Source organism: Consotaella aegiceratis (genome assembly GCF_036541425.1).
GTDB lineage: Bacteria > Pseudomonadota > Alphaproteobacteria > Rhizobiales > Rhizobiaceae > Consotaella > Consotaella aegiceratis.
Genome location: NZ_JAZHFT010000004.1, coordinates 76,045 through 92,378, shown reverse-complemented (window position 1 = coordinate 92,378; position 16,334 = coordinate 76,045). Strand labels below are relative to the sequence as shown.

17 protein-coding genes are annotated in these 16,334 nt (G+C 65.2%); 7 read left to right on the top strand and 10 right to left on the bottom strand.

What is annotated here, in order from left to right; translation table 11 throughout:
* Position 1: 1 nt before the first annotated feature.
* The 7 genes from alr to rpsF all read right to left on the bottom strand — a co-directional run bounded on the left by alr (position 2) and on the right by rpsF (position 6,798).
* Positions 2-1,147 (bottom strand): alanine racemase, encoded by a 1,146-nt coding sequence (gene alr, locus SMD10_RS04915; RefSeq protein WP_331684540.1) that lies wholly within the window; start codon positions 1,145-1,147, stop codon positions 2-4.
* A 9-nt stretch (positions 1,148-1,156) separates the two neighbouring features.
* Positions 1,157-2,644, bottom strand: a complete 1,488-nt coding sequence (locus tag SMD10_RS04910) for a replicative DNA helicase (RefSeq protein WP_331684539.1) — start codon at positions 2,642-2,644, stop codon at positions 1,157-1,159.
* Positions 2,645-2,835: 191 nt separating this feature from the next.
* Positions 2,836-4,107: a cyclopropane fatty acid synthase gene (locus SMD10_RS04905; protein ID WP_331684538.1), complete on the bottom strand. Its 1,272-nt coding sequence runs from the start codon at positions 4,105-4,107 to the stop codon at positions 2,836-2,838.
* Between the two features lie 168 nt (positions 4,108-4,275).
* Complete coding sequence (gene rplI, locus SMD10_RS04900; protein WP_331684537.1) at positions 4,276-4,875, bottom strand: 50S ribosomal protein L9; 600 nt, start codon at positions 4,873-4,875, stop codon at positions 4,276-4,278.
* A gap of 28 nt (positions 4,876-4,903) precedes the next feature.
* Complete coding sequence (locus tag SMD10_RS04895; RefSeq protein ID WP_331684536.1) at positions 4,904-5,899, bottom strand: hypothetical protein; 996 nt, start codon at positions 5,897-5,899, stop codon at positions 4,904-4,906.
* Positions 5,900-6,084: 185 nt separating this feature from the next.
* The gene (gene rpsR / locus SMD10_RS04890) at positions 6,085-6,333 is read right to left on the bottom strand and encodes a 30S ribosomal protein S18 (RefSeq protein ID WP_331684535.1); all 249 of its coding nucleotides are present in this window, start codon (positions 6,331-6,333) and stop codon (positions 6,085-6,087) included.
* A gap of 6 nt (positions 6,334-6,339) precedes the next feature.
* On the bottom strand, positions 6,340-6,798 hold the full coding sequence (gene rpsF, locus SMD10_RS04885; protein WP_331684534.1) for a 30S ribosomal protein S6: 459 nt from the start codon (positions 6,796-6,798) through the stop codon (positions 6,340-6,342).
* Between the two features lie 363 nt (positions 6,799-7,161).
* Here rpsF and fabD point away from each other — a divergent pair, with 363 nt between their 5' ends.
* From fabD to gmk, 7 genes are all read left to right on the top strand, one after another.
* Entirely contained in the window at positions 7,162-8,100 is a 939-nt protein-coding gene (gene fabD / locus SMD10_RS04880) for an ACP S-malonyltransferase (protein WP_331684533.1), read from the top strand.
* Between the two features lie 87 nt (positions 8,101-8,187).
* On the top strand, positions 8,188-8,925 hold the full coding sequence (gene fabG, locus SMD10_RS04875) for a 3-oxoacyl-[acyl-carrier-protein] reductase (RefSeq protein WP_331684532.1): 738 nt from the start codon (positions 8,188-8,190) through the stop codon (positions 8,923-8,925).
* 193 nt (positions 8,926-9,118) lie between these two features.
* Positions 9,119-9,355, top strand: coding sequence for an acyl carrier protein (locus tag SMD10_RS04870; RefSeq protein ID WP_078709378.1), 237 nt, complete (start codon positions 9,119-9,121; stop codon positions 9,353-9,355).
* A gap of 40 nt (positions 9,356-9,395) precedes the next feature.
* Positions 9,396-10,661, top strand: coding sequence for a beta-ketoacyl-ACP synthase II (gene fabF / locus SMD10_RS04865; protein ID WP_331684531.1), 1,266 nt, complete (start codon positions 9,396-9,398; stop codon positions 10,659-10,661).
* Between the two features lie 88 nt (positions 10,662-10,749).
* Positions 10,750-11,859 (top strand): endolytic transglycosylase MltG, encoded by a 1,110-nt coding sequence (gene mltG, locus SMD10_RS04860; protein WP_331684530.1) that lies wholly within the window; start codon positions 10,750-10,752, stop codon positions 11,857-11,859.
* Positions 11,860-11,889: 30 nt separating this feature from the next.
* Positions 11,890-12,777, top strand: coding sequence for a YicC/YloC family endoribonuclease (locus SMD10_RS04855; protein ID WP_331684529.1), 888 nt, complete (start codon positions 11,890-11,892; stop codon positions 12,775-12,777).
* 14 nt (positions 12,778-12,791) lie between these two features.
* Complete coding sequence (gene gmk, locus SMD10_RS04850; protein ID WP_432757188.1) at positions 12,792-13,439, top strand: guanylate kinase; 648 nt, start codon at positions 12,792-12,794, stop codon at positions 13,437-13,439.
* Between the two features lie 13 nt (positions 13,440-13,452).
* Here gmk and rsmA read toward each other — a convergent pair whose 3' ends face one another.
* Genes rsmA through SMD10_RS04835 form a run of 3 tightly spaced genes read right to left on the bottom strand, consistent with a single transcriptional unit; the run spans position 13,453 to position 16,273 of the window.
* Positions 13,453-14,283: a 16S rRNA (adenine(1518)-N(6)/adenine(1519)-N(6))-dimethyltransferase RsmA gene (gene rsmA / locus SMD10_RS04845; RefSeq protein ID WP_331684527.1), complete on the bottom strand. Its 831-nt coding sequence runs from the start codon at positions 14,281-14,283 to the stop codon at positions 13,453-13,455.
* Positions 14,280-15,338, bottom strand: a complete 1,059-nt coding sequence (gene pdxA / locus SMD10_RS04840; protein ID WP_331684526.1) for a 4-hydroxythreonine-4-phosphate dehydrogenase PdxA — start codon at positions 15,336-15,338, stop codon at positions 14,280-14,282. Before pdxA ends, rsmA begins: the two co-directional genes overlap by 4 nt.
* Positions 15,335-16,273 (bottom strand): SurA N-terminal domain-containing protein, encoded by a 939-nt coding sequence (locus SMD10_RS04835; RefSeq protein ID WP_331684525.1) that lies wholly within the window; start codon positions 16,271-16,273, stop codon positions 15,335-15,337. Before SMD10_RS04835 ends, pdxA begins: the two co-directional genes overlap by 4 nt.
* Between the last annotated feature and the right edge of the window lie 61 nt (positions 16,274-16,334).

The following is a 16,334-nucleotide window of genomic DNA, read 5'->3' as shown; positions in this document are numbered from 1 at the left end:
TTCAGGTCCACAGCCGCTTGACGCGAGGGCCGAGCCCCGTCAGCAACTCGTAGGAAATCGTGCCGGCGGAGCGCGCGACGGTATCGATCGCGATATTCAGGCCGAAAAACTCCACCGGATCGCCCGGCTTGACGGCGCCTTCCGGCAGGTCGGTCACATCGATCAAAGTCAGGTCCATGGAGATGCGGCCGAGCACCGGCGCCCTGGCGCCAGCAACGAAGACGTGCGGCCCTTCCAATTGGCTGCGGATCGGCGTGCCGGCGCCGGACTCCGCACGCAGATAGCCGTCGGCGTAGCCGAGACCCACCGTGGCGATCCGCGTGTCGCGCGTGAGTTTGGCGGCGGCGCCATAGCCCGCAGCCTCACCTTTGCGCCCCGTGCGGACCTGGAGCACGTGCGCGGTCAGCGTGGCGACGGGCCGGATGAGGCCGGTCTCGGCGAGCCCGGCTTCTCCGCCGTAGAGGGCGATGCCGGGCCGGGTGACGTCGAAATGGAAGGCTTCGCCGAGAAACACTCCCGCCGAGTTGGCGAGCGAGCGCGAGACGCCGGGAAAAAGCCGCACCAGATCGCGGAAGCGGACAAGCTGCTCTTCGCTCTGCGGCGAGGCGCGATCGTCGCCCGACGCCAGGTGGCTCATCACCAAATCGAGGTGCAGCCGGCCGTCGCGGGCCAGTTCGGATGCACGACGGGCCTCCGCTTCGTCGAGACCCAGGCGGTTCATGCCGGTCTCGAGCTGAAGCGCGGCAGGAGCGTGGCGCTCGGACCCGCCGGCCTCGATCCAGATCGCCACGTCGTCCGGGGTCGACAGAACCGGCACCAGCGACGCCTCGCGGCAAAGCGCGGCGGCGCTGCGGTCCATGCCCTGAAGGACGAAGATATGGCAGGGGCGATGCGCGAGCCGTCGGCGCACTTCGGCGCCCTCGCTCGCCCAGGCCACGAAGAAGTCGCGACATCCCTCCTCGTAAAGCGCCTCGGCGACATCGCTCGCGCCCAGCCCGTAGCCGTTGGCTTTGACTGCCGCCCCGGTGCGCGCGTCGGGCGTGCGAGAGGCCAGCAGCCGCCAGTTCGCCTTGAGCGCGTCGCGATCGATCGCGACATGCGGCATCCGCTCCGTGGCGGGGGTAGCGGGCACGGTTAGTTCAGGCATGCGGTCGCGCTATTCGAAACGTTCGGGCAGATAGCTTTCATCGGCAAGATCCGAAAACCGGGTGAACTGGGCCTGGAAGGCAAGCGGCACCGAGCCCGTGGGACCGTGGCGCTGCTTGGCGATGATGACCTCGGCCTTGCCGCGCGCCGCGTTCATGTCCAGCTCCCATTGCTGGTGTTCGGGCGTGCCCTCCTTGGGCTCGCGGCTCTGCAGGTAGTATTCCTCACGATAGACGAACAGAACGACGTCGGCGTCCTGTTCGATCGAGCCGGATTCGCGAAGGTCGGATAGCTGCGGCCTCTTGTCGTCACGCGCCTCGACTTGACGCGAGAGCTGCGACAAGGCGATGATCGGAACATTAAGTTCCTTCGCCAAGGCCTTGAGACCTGTGGTGATTTCAGTGATTTCCTGGACGCGATTCTGCGCCGAGGCCTTCGACGAGCCCTGCATCAGCTGAACGTAGTCGATGACCATCACGTCGAGCCCGCGCTGGCGCTTCAGCCGCCGTGCACGGGCGGCGAGCTGGGCGATCGAGATGCCGCCGGTCTGGTCGATATAGAGCGGGATCTTCTGCATCGTCTCCGAACAGGCGATGAGCTTCACCAGTTCGGTATCGTTGATCTCGCCGCGCCGGATCTTGGATGAGGAAATTTCCGTCTGCTCCGACACGATACGCGTGGCGAGCTGCTCCGCCGACATTTCCAGGCTGAAGAAGCCGACCACACCGCCGTTTTTGGCGACGAAGGTGCCATCGGACTGATCGGCGGCCTCGTAGGCATTGGCGATGTTGAACGCGATGTTGGTGGCCAGCGACGTCTTACCCATGGCTGGGCGGCCGGCGAGGATGATCAGGTCGGACGGCTGCAGGCCGCCCATGCGTGCATCCATGCCCTGAATGCCGGTCGAAACACCGGACAGGCCGCCGTCGCGGTCCTTGGCCGCAGTGGCCATCTGGACCGCCAGCGTCAGCGCATCGGTGAAGGACTGGAAGCCACCGTCGTAGCGGCCGGTCTCGGCGAGCTCGAACAGGCGACGCTCGGCATCCTCGATCTGCGCCTTCGGCTCCATGTCGAGCGGCGCGTCGTAGGCGATGTTGACCATGTCCTCGCCGATGCGAATCAACGAGCGGCGAAGCGCCAGATCGTAGATCGCCCGGCCATAGTCGCTGGCGTTGATGATGGTCGTCGCTTCTGCCGCGAGCCGCGCGAGATACTGGGCGACCGTCAGATCGCCGACCCGGTCGTTCGCCGGCAGGAAGGTCTTCACCGTCACCGGATTGGCGATTTTGCCCATGCGGATCATCTCGCCGGTCTTGGCGAAAATCTCCCGATGGAGCGGCTCGAAGAAGTGATCCGGCTTCAGGAAGTCGTGGACGACGTAATAGGCGTCGTTGTTGACCAGCATCGCGCCGAGCAGAGCCTGCTCGGCCTCGATGTTGTTGGGGGCCTCGCGATAGAGCGCGGCCTCTTCCTCGAATTTGCGCGCCGCATCCGCCATGCCGCGTCGTCTCCCGTTCGGTTGAACCCTCGTCATACCCGAGGACGAGGCACCGTCAAATGGCAGAATGAATTCCCGTGACCGGCAAAACCCGGATGCGACCGGTCCGGCCGATGTTCACGGTTCACCCACAACCTGTCTTGTGCAAATCGGGGAAAGACGACGTGGAAGGGCAGGGCGACGTTCGGTCGCTATTCGGCTGCGTGGGCCTGGGTCCATGCGCCGGCGTCAAGCTGCGAATCAGCTGCGCGCAGCACCTGCTCCGCCTTGAACATGTAGTCGCGGGTGAGCGGGACGGCATCGACCTTCTTGGCGAGCTGGATCTGGAAAACCATGAGGCCCTGCCAGCGGAAGGCGCTTTCGGATGCCGCGAGATAGAACTCCCACATGCGGCAGAAGCGCTCGTCGTAGATCGCCTTGGCCTGCTCCCAATGGGCGAGAAAGCGCTCGCGCCAATGGAGCAGCGTTTCAGCGTAGTGCAGGCGCAAGATCTCGATGTCGGTGACCATCAGCCCCGAGCGCTCAATCGCCGGCAGCACCTCCGACAGCGACGGAATGTAGCCGCCGGGAAAGATGTACTTGGAAATGAAGCTGTTGGTGTTCGACGGCGGATCGAACTGGCCGATCGAATGGATCAGCGCGACGCCGTCGTTAGCCAAAAGCCGCGCGCACTGGCTGAAATACTCGTCATAGAAGTCGCGCCCGACATGCTCGAACATGCCCACCGAGATGATTCGGTCGAACGGACCCTCGGTCTTGCGATAATCCTCGATCCTGAACTGGGCGCGGTCGGTCAATCCGTTCTCCGCGGCCCGCCTGTTGGCAACGCGAAACTGCTCATCCGACAGGGTAATGCCGGTGATATCGGCTTCGCAGCGCTGTGCGAGATAGAGCCCCAGGCCGCCCCAGCCACAGCCGATGTCGAGCGTCTTCAGCCCCGGACGGTCCATCAGCAACTTGGAGGCCAGGTGACGCTTCTTGGCCAGCTGCGCTTCGTCGAGGCTTGCCTCGGCGGTCTCGAAATAGGCGCACGAGTACTGCCGGTCGGCGTCCAGGAACAGCGAGTACATGGCGCCGGACAGGTCGTAGTGATGCTGGACGTTGCGGCGGGCACGGACCGGCGTGTTGTTCTGGATGAGCCGGCGATAGGTAAGCCGGATCCGCTCGATGGCACGCATCCAGGTGGCGTTGGCGGCATCACGGCCGGCATTCTGGAAGACCACCTTCAACAGCTCGAAAATGGAGCCGGAGACGAAGCTGATCTCTCCGTTCATGTAGCATTCGCCCAACTGCAGGGCGGGGTTCAACGCGACCTTTCGTTCTGCCGCCTTGCTGCTGAAGCGGGCATGCACCGGTTCTCCCGTACCGTCTCCCCAACTTTTCGCTCGCCCGTTTGCATCTGTGATGGTGAGGCTGCCGACCTTGATCAGCCGGTCAAGGTAGAAATCAAGGAGCCGATTCATGGGATTGCTACTCCAGGACAAACAAACAAATTACAACGCTTTTCGACAAACGACGCGCCTTCAATAAGCCAACTTTAGCTCTATCCGCGAAAACGAAAAGGCCCCGGAGTCATCTCCGGGGCCAATTTATGACACATGCTGCATCAAATTCGCTGATCAAGCGAGGTCTCAAATTTCCTCTGCAGGAGCCTCCTCGCTGGTCTCGGCTTCCGCTTCGACGGCGTCTTCGGCGCCCTCTTCGAGGTCCTCTTCTTCTTCCTCCACGCCGTAGATCGCCTCGGCCGAGGTCAGGTCCTCGCCGCGTGCCTGGCGCTCGGCTTCGTCCTGCGAGCGGGCGACGTTGAGCTGGATCGTCACCTCGACTTCCGGATGGAGCGCGATCAGCACGCGATGGAGGCCGATGGTCTTGATCGGGCTGTTGAGCTCGACCTGGTTGCGGCCGACCGCGAAGCCTTCCTGCTTGAGCAGGTCGGAGATGTCGCGTGTGGAGACGGAGCCGTAAAGCTGGCCGGTCTCGCCGGCGGAGCGCACGACGATGAAGTGCTTGCCGTTGAGCTGCTCGGCGATCTCCTGGGCCTCGCCGCGACGCTCTTCGTTGCGGGCGATCAGCTGGGTCTTCTCGGCCTCGAAGCGGGCGCGGTTGGCGTCGTTGGCGCGCAGCGCCCGACCGGTGGGGAGAAGGTAGTTGCGGGCGTAGCCGTCGCGGACTTTGACGGTCTCGCCCATCTGTCCGAGCTTGGCGATGCGTTCGAGGAGAATGACTTCCATGGGATGGTCCTTTCGATTGAGGGTTCGACTAGTTCGGTCCGACCTCACCGGGATGCTTGGCCGTTTCGACGACGCCGAGCACGGTGAAGATCAGGATGGGGGCATTGAGAACGACGATGGCCGCGTAGCTCGTGAACAGAAGCAGGCCGCGTCCGGATCGTCCGCGCGTCGAGCGATGGAGGGTCGCCAGCCCGATCAGCGTCACGGCCGCCAAAAAGGCGCCGGCGACGACAGCAAAGGCAGCGCCTACGAATCCCGACAGAAACGAGCCGGCGAACGCTGCTGCTAGGATCGCCAGGCTAACGGCCGGCAGGCGCACGGCGGTCGGGATATCGTCGCGAGGACGTGGCAGCCGTCCGGACTGACGGGCGACCGCCGCCGCAATGTAGAGGCCGGCGACGTGCACGAACAACAGCACGGCCGGCTGGAGAAACGGAATCAACGCCATCAGGAGACGCCCGAACTCGCGCAACTGCTCCTCGCTGGCCGCCTGCATCTCGCTGGCCGCCTGCATCTCGCCGGCATCCCGCGCGAGCAGGGCCTCCATCACCTTGTCGGCCAACTGTTCCAGGCTCATGCCGACGAGCCAGCCGGTGAACAGGCAGGCCGCCGAGATGCAGAGCGCCAGAGCGAAGAGAACGCGGCCGAGCGGATACCAGTCGAGGCGGGGCTCCGGCGCCTGCCGAGGCGTGACGGCGATCGATGGCGCGTCAGTGGCCGGACGGCCGACGGTCGGGCGGGCAAGACCCGCCAGATGACCCACGATGGCGGCCGGAAGCGTCATGACGGCCAGCAGAATCAGTGCGCCGTGCGGCGAGAGCGTGATCAGGCCTAGAACCATGGCTGCGGAGGCCGCGGCGATGAAGCCGGCCCAGGAGCCCCAGCCGAGGCTGGCGATGTAGATCGGAACGGGAGAGATGAGCGCCAGGCTGAACGCCGTCCACGACTGCAGCACCAGCCCCGCGAACAGAAGAGCGCTGGCGGCGCCGGCAGCAAGGCCGATCAGGATGGTGGACGGTCTCATCGAATGCGCTGTCCTGCTCGAACACGGCAGTTAGGGGCGAGCGCAACCGGGTGCAGCAGGCCCCAACTCGGGACTTTGAAGTTTCTCTCGCGGCCCGACCGCGGGAGAAGGAGGCGGCTCCGGCGCCGATCCCGCGAAATCGCCCTTGGGCCGATCGCGGTGCGCCGGATGCCGCCTCGTGTCCGCTACTTCAGAACGTAGGGCAGCAGGCCCAGGAAGCGCGCCCGCTTGATGGCACGGGCCAGCTCGCGCTGGTTCTTCTGCGACACGGCGGTGATGCGCGACGGCACGATCTTGCCGCGCTCGGAGATATAGCGTTGCAGCAGCCGGATGTCCTTGTAGTCGATCTTCGGCGAATCGCTGCCGGAGAACGGGTCGGCCTTGCGGCGACGGTGGAACGGGCGGCGCGTGGGAAGCTGAGCGATATCGACCATTGGGGCTTACTCCGAATCCTGATCGCGGGAACGACGGGGCCGATCGTCGCTGTCGCGGCGCGGGCGATCGTCATCGCGACGGGGGCGGTCATCGCCATCCCGGCGCGGCCGGTCGTCGCGGCCACCGCGGCGCGGCCGGTCGTCACGCTTTTGCATCATCGCGGAAGGACCATCCTCGTGCTCTTCGACGCGGATCGTCATGTAGCGCAGGATATCCTCGTTGAAGCGCATCTGACGCTCCATCTCCTGCACCGCTTCCGACGGTGCGTCGATGTTCATCAGAGTATAATGCGCCTTGCGGTTCTTCTTGATGCGGTAGGTCAGGGTCTTCAGACCCCAGTTCTCGACCTTGCCGACCGAACCGCCCAGACCCTCGATGACGCCACGATACTGGTCGACGAGCTGTTCGACCTGCTGGCTCGAGACATCCTGGCGGGCAAGAAATACGTGCTCGTAAAGAGCCATCGCTATGCCTTTCCGTTGCTTCGTTCGCATTCTGCCCGGGTTCAGCGGCTAAGCCTCTGCGACTCTCCGTGAAAGCGATCGTCCGGACGGACGAGAGCAGGAAAGGCGCGTCTGAGAACGGTCGAGAGCGGAGACACGGGAAGCCGGCGCGATCTTCACCACACCTTCAGCCGGACGATATCCGGCCGCCTTCCGTTCAGCCCCCGGCTGAGACCGGGCATTGACGGGGCGGCAGTTAGACGATTTCGCCATGAAAGACAAGACTTGCCTGTGACATTCGCGCTTTCGCCTTGACAGGCCGCCGGCTGGTGATCATTCACGGCGCCAATCGTAGACATTGCGTCAGACAGAACAACGGGTCCGATGAAACTCGCATTGATCTTTCCGGGACAGGGCAGCCAGACGGTCGGTATGGGTCGGGAGCTGGCCGAGGCCTTTCCAGAAGCCCGCCGGGTCTTCGACGAGGTCGACGCGGCGCTGGGAGAGAAGCTTTCCGAGCTGATGTGGAATGGTCCTGAGGACCAGCTCACGCTGACCGCCAACGCCCAGCCGGCGCTAATGGCGGTTTCGCTGGCGTGCGTTCGAGCCGCCGAAGCGCAGGGATTCAAGCTCGACAGCGCCAGCTTCGTGGCCGGGCATTCGCTCGGCGAATATTCGGCGCTGGCGGCGGCCGGCGCGCTCACCGTCGAGACGACGGCCAAGCTCCTGCGCATCCGCGGCGAGGCCATGCAGAAGGCGGTGCCGGCGGGTGAGGGCGGCATGGCGGCGGTCATCGGCCTCGATCACGACGCGGTCGCCGCGCTCTGTGCCGATGCGGCCGAGGGCGACGTCTGCGAACTCGCCAACGACAATGGCGGTGGCCAGATCGTCATTTCCGGGCATCGCGGAGCGATCGAACGGGCCGTTGCGCTGGCCACCGAGCGCGGCGCCAAGCGCGCCATCCCTTTGCCGGTTTCCGCTCCGTTCCACTGCCGGCTGATGCAGCCGGCTGCCGACAGGATGGCGGAGGCTCTGGCGGCGGCCGAGGTGACCGCGCCGGCCCTGCCGGTCGTGGCCAACGTTCTTGCCGCTCCGATCCGCGATCCGGACGAGATTCGCTGGCGCCTGGTGGAGCAGGTGACGGGCCAGGTGCGGTGGCGCGAGAGCATGGAATATCTGGCCGGCGAGGGCGTCGATACGCTGTGGGAGATGGGAAGCGGCAAAGTGCTCTCGGGGCTCGCCAAACGAATCGACCGCAGTCTCAAGGCGATCCCTGTGGGCACGCCTGCGGATATCGAAACGGCGCTTTCGTCCCAGGACTGAGCCGATCGCGCCACGGCGATTTTCTGGCAATTGCCCCCCGGGCGAACCATTTGTGGGCGTAACCGGCCTAGCGAGGAGGCAAACCCAATGTTCGATCTGTCCGGCCGCAAGGCTCTCGTGACCGGTGCCAGCGGAGGCATCGGCGAGGCGATCGCGAAGGCTCTTCATGGCGCCGGCGCGGTGATCGGCCTGCATGGAACCCGCAGGGAGAAGCTCGACGCGCTGGCGAGCGAGCTCGGCGAACGGGTGCACGTCTTTCCCGCCAACCTTTCGTCCCGCGACGAACAGTCCTCGCTGGCGGAAGCGGCCGTCGAGGCGATGGACGGCATCGACATCCTGATCAACAACGCCGGCATCACCAAGGACGGATTGTTCGTCCGCATGTCCGATGCCGATTGGGACAGCGTGATCGAAGTCGATCTGACCGCCGCCTTTCGGCTGACGCGCGACCTCACGCAGCCGATGATGCGCCGCCGCTTCGGCCGGATCATCAACATCACCTCGGTGGTGGGCGTCACCGGAAACCCCGGTCAGGCGAATTATTGCGCCGCCAAGGCCGGCATGATCGGCTTTTCGAAGTCGCTGGCGCAGGAAATCGCGTCGCGCAACGTCACCGTCAATTGCATCGCGCCCGGTTTCATCGCCAGCGCCATGACCGACAAGCTCAACGACAAGCAGCGCGATTCGATCATGGCCGCGATTCCGATGCGGCGTATGGGCAACACTGACGAGATCGCCGCCGCGGCGGTCTTTCTCGCCTCCAACGAGGCGTCCTATATCACCGGCCAGACGCTCCATGTGAACGGCGGGATGGCCATGGTTTGATTCAGCATGTGCGGCCATCAGCCGCCTTCGCCGGCCAGGGGTGCGCAACGCTCGCGCTTGGCCATATCCAGCCATCATGATAACCGCAAATCCGGACGGTCACTCAGGCAGACGAATCTGCGCGTGGCCCGGTAGCTTGATTCCACGCCTGCTCGCGTCTAACGAGGGCACATAACCAAACAGAGGACTGACAATGAGCGATACCGCTGAACGGGTGAAGAAGATCGTCGTCGAGCATCTCGGCGTCGAGCCGGAAAAGGTTACCGACAACGCCAGCTTCATCGATGATCTCGGCGCGGACAGCCTCGATACGGTCGAACTCGTCATGGCTTTCGAAGAAGAGTTCGGCGTCGAGATTCCCGACGATGCCGCCGAGACGATCCTGACGGTCGGCGACGCCGTTTCCTTCATCGAGAAGAACCAGTCCTGAGGCGGCGGCAGCCCGGTCTGCCAATGCACAAGGGAGACGCATGAGACGAGTCGTCATCACCGGCGTCGGCATGGTCAGCCCTCTGGGTGTTGGCGCCGATGTGACCTGGAAGCGGCTGCTGGCGGGCAAAAGCGCCGGTCGCCGTATCGAAAACTTCGAAACCAGCGACCTTGCCTGCAAGATCGCCTGCCAGATCCCGCGGGGAGATGGCAGCGACGGCACCTACGATCCGGATCTCTGGATGGAGCCGAAGGAGCAGCGTAAGGTCGATGATTTCATCGTCTATGCCGTGGCCGCTGCCACAGAGGCTCTCGACGATGCCGACTGGCATCCCGAGAGCTATGAGGACCAGGCCACGACAGGGGTGCTGATCGGTTCCGGCATCGGCGGGCTTCAGGGAATCGAAAAGACCTCCCTGATCCTTGCCGAGAAGGGGCCGCGCCGTGTCAGCCCGTTCTTCATTCCGGGCAGCCTCATCAATCTGGCCTCGGGCCACGTCTCCATCCGCCACTCGCTGAAGGGGCCGAACCACTCGGTGGTGACGGCCTGTTCCACCGGCGCCCATGCGATCGGTGACGCGTCGCGGCTGATCGGGCTCGGCGATGCCGACGTCATGGTGGCCGGCGGTGCGGAATCGCCCGTCTGCCGTCTGTCGGTCGCCGGTTTTGCGGCCTGCAAGGCGCTGTCGACCCATTTCAACGACGAGCCCGACCGGGCATCGCGGCCTTACGACCGCGATCGCGACGGTTTCGTCATGGGCGAGGGCGCCGGCGTCGTCGTGCTCGAGGAACTGGAGCATGCGCGGGCGCGCGGTGCCAAGATCTATGCCGAGGTCATCGGCTACGGCCTGTCGGGCGACGCCTATCACATCACCGCTCCGGCCGAGAACGGCGATGGCGCCTATCGCTGCATTTCGGCGGCGATGAAGCGCGCGGGCATCTCGCCGAGCGATATCGATTACGTCAACGCTCACGGCACCTCGACGCCGATGGGTGACGAGATCGAGTTGCGCGCGTTGGAGCGGGCTCTCGGCGATGCGGCGTCGACTGTGTCGATGTCGTCCACCAAGTCGGCGATCGGCCACCTGCTGGGCGCTGCCGGCGCCGTGGAAGCGATCTTCAGCGCGTTGGCGATTCGCGACAACGTCGCGCCGCCGACGCTCAATCTGGACAACCCGTCCGTCGAGACGAAGATCGACCTGGTGCCGCACACCAAGCGTGAGCGCAAGATCGATGTCGCCCTGTCGAATTCCTTCGGCTTCGGCGGCACCAATGCCTCGCTGGTGCTTCGCCGTCTGCAGGATTGAGGGCGGCCTAGCGGCGCTCTGACATCCTGCCTTTTGCCATAATGGAATGGTGCTTCGGCGAACGAAGCACCTTCTATGGGAGACTGTCGTGACGGACCACACGAACGGCACCGAGGGACCGCACGAGCCCCCCAGCCAGGACCCGGCGATCGAAGCCAAGCCCCGGCGACGGCGTCGGTCCCGCTACTGGCGCAACAACGGCCTGGTCATCTTCCTCAGTTTCTGCCTGACGGTGGCGCTGTTCGCGGCTCTGGCTGCGGCCGGCTTCTATTGGACCTTCCAGGGACCCGGCCCGCTCAAGCAGGAAGCGACCTATCTGGTGCCGCGCAATGCCGGCCTGTCCACCATCGCGACGGGTCTGGAAGACGCCGGCATCATCTATGACGACTCGATCTTCCAGTACGGCGTCCGCCTTTCGCGCGCGAGTGGCCAGCTCAAGGCCGGCGAATACGCCTTCGCGCCGGGCGCCTCGATGCGCGACGTTATGGAGAAGCTGAAGAGCGGCCAGTCGATCCTGCATACGCTGACGGTGCCCGAGGGCTGGACCGTCGATCAGATCTATCAGCGCGTCGCCGCCGAGGAGGCCTTGTCCGGCGACATGCCTCCGGAAGTGGCGGAAGGATCGTTGCGGCCGGAAACCTATACCTTCACCCGCGGCATGGCCCGCAAGGAGCTGATCGACAAGATGGCGGCCGACCAGCGGGCTCTGGTCGAATCGATCTGGCAGGATCGCGATCCCGATCTGCCGGTCGAAGACGTCAATCAGTTCGTGACCCTCGCCTCCATCGTCGAGCGCGAGACCGGCATCGCCGGCGAGCGGCCTCAGGTTGCTGCCGTCTTCGTCAACCGTCTACGCAAGGGGATGCGTCTGCAATCCGATCCGACGGTGATCTATGGTGTGTGGGGCGGCGCCGGAAAGCCGGCGGGCGAACCTATCCGCCAGTCACATCTGAAGGACGACAATCCCTACAACACCTATGTCCATGGTGGTCTGCCGCCGGGGCCGATCGCCAATCCGGGCCGCGCGGCGCTGGAGGCGGTTGCGCACCCGGCCGACACCGACGCTCTCTATTTCGTTGCGGACGGCACCGGAGGGCACGTCTTTTCGGCCACGCTGGACGAGCACAACGCCAACGTCCGGCGCTACCGCGAAGTCGAGCGCCAGCGGGCGGCCGGCGAAGACGCAGCGGGCCAGTAAGGCCATCCAATGACGATCGGAGGTACGGCGATGTCCGTCGCGAGCATGACCGGATTCTCCCGGTTCGAGGATCAGGCGGCAGGCCTCGATTTCGCCTGGGAGATCCGGTCCGTCAACGGCAAGGGGCTCGACCTCAAGCTTCGGCTGCCGCAAGGTTTCGAAGCGATCGAACTCGACGTGCGACGGATCGCTGCCTCGCGCCTGGCGCGCGGCAACGTCCAGGTGTCGCTCCAGCTGCGCCGCGACGGTGAGGCGCCGGCCTTCTCGATCAATCAGCCGATGCTCGGCCAGATTCTGGCCCTGTCGCGTACGCTTGTCTCCGACGGGCATGCGGCGGCGCCGACGGCCGACGGCCTTCTCTCCATCAAGGGCGTGGTCGACGTGGTCGAGGGGCAGGTCGCGCCGGAGGTGCAGGAGGAGCGCCAACGCGTTGCCGTTGCCGGATTCGAGACGGCGCTGGACCGGCTCGTCGGCGCCCGGCAGGCCGAGGGCAAGGCGCTGAAGGCCGTGCTTGAGGCGCGGCTTTCGGAAATTGGCGCCCTGGTGGCGCAAGCCGAAGCCGACGAAGCCCGCACGCCCGAGGCCATCCGCCAGCGGATTGCCGTCCAGGTCGCTCTCTTGCTCGACGCCGACGACCGCCTGGATGTGGGCCGCCTGCATCAGGAGGCCGCCCTGCTTGCCGCCAAGGCGGATATTCGCGAAGAGATCGACCGCTTGGCGGCGCACGTCGCGGCGGCGCGCGATCTGTTGGCGAAGGGTGGTCCGATCGGCCGTCGTCTCGACTTTTTGGCACAGGAATTTCATCGCGAATCGAATACGATCTGCTCCAAGTCCAATGCCGCGTCGCTGACCGCCATCGGACTGGACCTGAAGGTCATCGTCGATCAGTTCCGCGAACAGGTACAGAATATAGAATGAGGTCAGACACCGAGGTGGCGCCTGCCGCCGTCATCGCCCGCCGTGGCATCTTGCTCGTGCTCTCGTCCCCATCGGGGGCGGGAAAGTCGACGATCGCGCGCAATCTGCTCGAGGCCGATGCGCAGTTTTCGCTGTCGGTCAGCGTGACCACGCGCAAGCGGCGGGGCAGCGAGATCGACGGTGTGCACTATCACTTCATTTCGCCAAGCGAGTTCGACCGCCTGAGGAAGGACGACGCCCTGCTGGAATGGGCCGAAGTGCACGGCAATCTCTACGGAACCCCGCGCGAGCCGGCAGAGACCGCCATGCGCGAAGGCCGGGACATGCTCTTCGACATCGACTGGCAAGGCGCGCAGCAGCTGCAGGAGCAGGCCACGGCCGATGTCGTCTCGATCTTCATCCTGCCGCCGAACATGGCCGAGCTGAAGACCCGTCTCCTGCGCCGTGCCGAGGACTCGGGCGATACCATCGCCACCCGTCTGAACAACGCCAAGGTCGAGATCGAGCGCTGGCGCGATTACGACTATGTGGTGGTCAACGACGACTTGAACCGCGCCTTCCAATCAGTTCGGGCGATCATCGAGGCGGAGCGCCTGCGTCGCGACCGGCGGCCCGGGCTGTTCGACTTCACCGCCAAGCTGCTCGCCGAAGACAACGGCTGATCCGGCCAAGGCGCTACTGAACCAGATTGGCCAATCGGCAGAATTCATCGACACTCAGTGTTTCGGCGCGCCGTGTGGGATCGATGCCGGCCCTGTCGAGCAGGGCCTCGCCGCCGAGGGCTTTCAGGCTCTGGCGCAGCATCTTTCGACGTTGGCCGAACGCGGCGGCCGTTACCGCCTCCAGTCCGGCCAGCGGAGCGGGATGGGGCGACAGCCGGGGTTCGATCCGCACCACCGACGAGACCACCTTGGGCGGCGGTGTGAAGGCCTGGGGCGGGACGTCGAAGAGAATGCGCGCCTGCGTTCGCCAGCCGGCCAGAACGCCGAGCCGGCCATAGTGGGACGAGCCTGGCGCCGCGACGATGCGCTCGGCCACCTCGCGCTGAAACATCAAGGTGAGATCGCTCCAAGCCGGCGGCCAATCCGGCTCGGCGATCCAGTTCAAGAGCAATCGGGTGCCGACATTGTAGGGCAGATTGGCGACCACCTTGATCGGGCGTCCTTCGGCCACGCTGTCGAGATCGACCGTCAGCGCGTCGGCATCGACGAGGGTGAGGCGGCCGTCGTAGCGCGCGGCGATTGCGTCGAGCGCCGGACGGCACCGCTGATCCTTCTCGATGGCTACGACGCGTTCGGCACCCGCTGCCAGCAAGGCGCGGGTCAGACCGCCGGGGCCGGGCCCCACTTCGACGACAGTGGCTCCATCAAAAGGCTGGGCCTGACGCGCGATCTTGAACGTCAGGTTCAGGTCGAGCAGAAAATTCTGTCCGAGCGCCTTTTTCGGTTCCAGCCCATGCTCGGCCATGACGGCGCGCAAGGGCGGCAGATCGTCGATGGCGCTCACGAGCGGTCGGCCGATGACGAGCCGTCTTCAGCGGCGGCGTGGCTTGCCATCCGCGCGGCCAGCCGCAAGGCAGCGACGAAGCTGTCGGGGCGCGCGGTGCCGGTCCCCGCGATATCGGCGGCCGTGCCGTGGTCGGGCGAGGTGCGGATGATCGGCAGGCCGAGCGTGCAGTTCACCGTTTCGTCGAAGGCCAGTGTCTTGGCCGGAATGAGCGCCTGATCGTGATACATGCACAGCGCCACGTCGTAGCGACGACGGGCCGCCGGGTGAAACATCGTATCGGCTGGAAGCGGGCCGAACGCATCGATCCCGGCCGCCTGCAGGGCTTCGACGGCGGGACGGATGACGGTCTCGTCCTCGGCTCCCATCGCACCCTTCTCGCCGGCATGCGGGTTGAGCCCCGAGACGGCGATGCGCGGCTGAGCGATGCCGAGGCGGTGACGCAGATCCCGGTCGATGATGCCTGCTGTTTCCTCGATGAGCTCACGGCTGATCGAGCGCGCAACGTCGGCCAACGGAATGTGGATGGTCAGCGGCACGCAGGCGAGTTCGGGTCCGGTGAGCAACATGACCGGCATTGCATCGGTGCCTGTGTGCCGGCGGCACAAATCGGCCAGATATTCGGTATGGCCCGGATGGCGGAAGCCGGCGTCATAGAGCGCCTTCTTGTCGATCGGGCAGGTGACGACCGCCGCAGCCTCGCCGGACAAGGCGAGGCTGGTCGCACGGTCGATCGCCTCGATGGTTCCGGCGGCATTTGCCGGGTCGATCCGGCCGGGTGCGTCCCGGTGTGGATTGTCCAAGGACAGGACCGGCAGCCGATGCGCGAAGGTGGCGGTAGCCTGTCGTGGCGTCTCAATTACCTGTAGCGGGCTGTCGATGCCCAGCCGCTGCGCCCGCCGGAGCAGCATCTCCGGATCGGCCAGCATGAAGAAGCACGGCAGGTCGAGCTCCTGACGATCTCGGAATGCAGCGAGCGCCACGTCGGGGCCGATGCCAGACGGCTCGCCCACCGAGACCGCCAACGGCGCCGGCGGCATGCGGCTGACGGTCATTTCTTGACGATCTGCGCCTTGTCTCTCAATTCTTTCAGGAACTGTTCGGCAGGCTCCTGTTTGCCGAGCGCCTCAAGGTCCTGCTGCTCGTAGACCATGGCGGCGATGTGATCGTCGGAAACCGTGCGGGTGTCGCAGACGGCGATGAACTCGACGCCACGGTCGGTCTGTTTGGGCGGCGTCGCCTTGCCTACCGGCGTATCGATGATCGCATCCTTCCAGAGCGACGGCAGCTCCGGTTGAGCGATGCGTCCCAACTCGCGCACGGTGACGTCGCGCAAGCCCTTGGCAAAGTCGTAGGTGGACTGGCAGTTGGTGAAGCGGTTGCGAAGCGCGTTGGCCTCCTGCATGCGACGCGGGATCGTGCCGCGCTCGCTCTCCGGCACCACGAAGATCACCTGCTGTAGCGTGTATTCGGTGGTCGAGGGCTTCTGTCCGCCTTGGGCCAGCATACGCTGGACGGCGTCGCGCTCGCTGACCTGTTCCTCCGAACGGACGTGCAGCCGAACGGCTTCGCCCCAGCCGATCTGAACGCGGATATAGTCCTTGAAGGCATCGGCGGAGAAGCCGGCCTGAGACAGGACCTGACCGAGCTGGCTTTGCGTCAGCTTGTTGTCGGACGCGAACTTCGCAAAGGCCTGGTCGACGGTCGCGTCGGGCACCGTGATGCCGCGACGACGCATCTCCTGCTTCTTCAAGGCCTCGTCGATCAATTCCTTTTCAGCAGCGGCTTCGAGATTGCCGCTCACATGCCGCAAGCGCAGAAAGGCCGTGCGCTGCCGAATGGCATAGCTGGTGATCGGGGTGCTGTTGACGACGACCTTGACCTCGGACGCAGCCCAGCTGGTTCCGTCGATCAAGGCCGACGCCGGAACCAGAGGCGCTGCCAATAGGCCTGCCAAAGCGGCGCGGATTACGAAGGTGCGGACGTTCATCGCGGGGCCAGCTCCAATCTCCCGTAGCTCCAGGGCCCTTCGAGCCCAAGATTCGAGAGCG

What these genes read in the sequence shown, in the direction of transcription:
- fabD (WP_331684533.1), top strand. Translation starts at nt 7,162, where the DNA reads ATGAAACTCGCATTGATCTTTCCGGGACAGGGCAGCCAGACGGTCGGT.
- fabG (WP_331684532.1), top strand. Translation starts at nt 8,188, where the DNA reads ATGTTCGATCTGTCCGGCCGCAAGGCTCTCGTGACCGGTGCCAGCGGA.
- rpsR (WP_331684535.1), bottom strand. Translation starts at nt 6,333, where the DNA reads ATGGTCGATATCGCTCAGCTTCCCACGCGCCGCCCGTTCCACCGTCGC.
- pdxA (WP_331684526.1), bottom strand. Translation starts at nt 15,338, where the DNA reads ATGACCGTCAGCCGCATGCCGCCGGCGCCGTTGGCGGTCTCGGTGGGC.
- rplI (WP_331684537.1), bottom strand. Translation starts at nt 4,875, where the DNA reads ATGGAAGTCATTCTCCTCGAACGCATCGCCAAGCTCGGACAGATGGGC.
- rpsF (WP_331684534.1), bottom strand. Translation starts at nt 6,798, where the DNA reads ATGGCTCTTTACGAGCACGTATTTCTTGCCCGCCAGGATGTCTCGAGC.
- SMD10_RS04870 (WP_078709378.1), top strand. Translation starts at nt 9,119, where the DNA reads ATGAGCGATACCGCTGAACGGGTGAAGAAGATCGTCGTCGAGCATCTC.
- SMD10_RS04895 (WP_331684536.1), bottom strand. Translation starts at nt 5,899, where the DNA reads ATGAGACCGTCCACCATCCTGATCGGCCTTGCTGCCGGCGCCGCCAGC.
- SMD10_RS04910 (WP_331684539.1), bottom strand. Translation starts at nt 2,644, where the DNA reads ATGGCGGATGCGGCGCGCAAATTCGAGGAAGAGGCCGCGCTCTATCGC.
- SMD10_RS04905 (WP_331684538.1), bottom strand. Translation starts at nt 4,107, where the DNA reads ATGAATCGGCTCCTTGATTTCTACCTTGACCGGCTGATCAAGGTCGGC.
- alr (WP_331684540.1), bottom strand. Translation starts at nt 1,147, where the DNA reads ATGCCTGAACTAACCGTGCCCGCTACCCCCGCCACGGAGCGGATGCCG.
- SMD10_RS04835 (WP_331684525.1), bottom strand. Translation starts at nt 16,273, where the DNA reads ATGAACGTCCGCACCTTCGTAATCCGCGCCGCTTTGGCAGGCCTATTG.
- SMD10_RS04855 (WP_331684529.1), top strand. Translation starts at nt 11,890, where the DNA reads ATGTCCGTCGCGAGCATGACCGGATTCTCCCGGTTCGAGGATCAGGCG.
- fabF (WP_331684531.1), top strand. Translation starts at nt 9,396, where the DNA reads ATGAGACGAGTCGTCATCACCGGCGTCGGCATGGTCAGCCCTCTGGGT.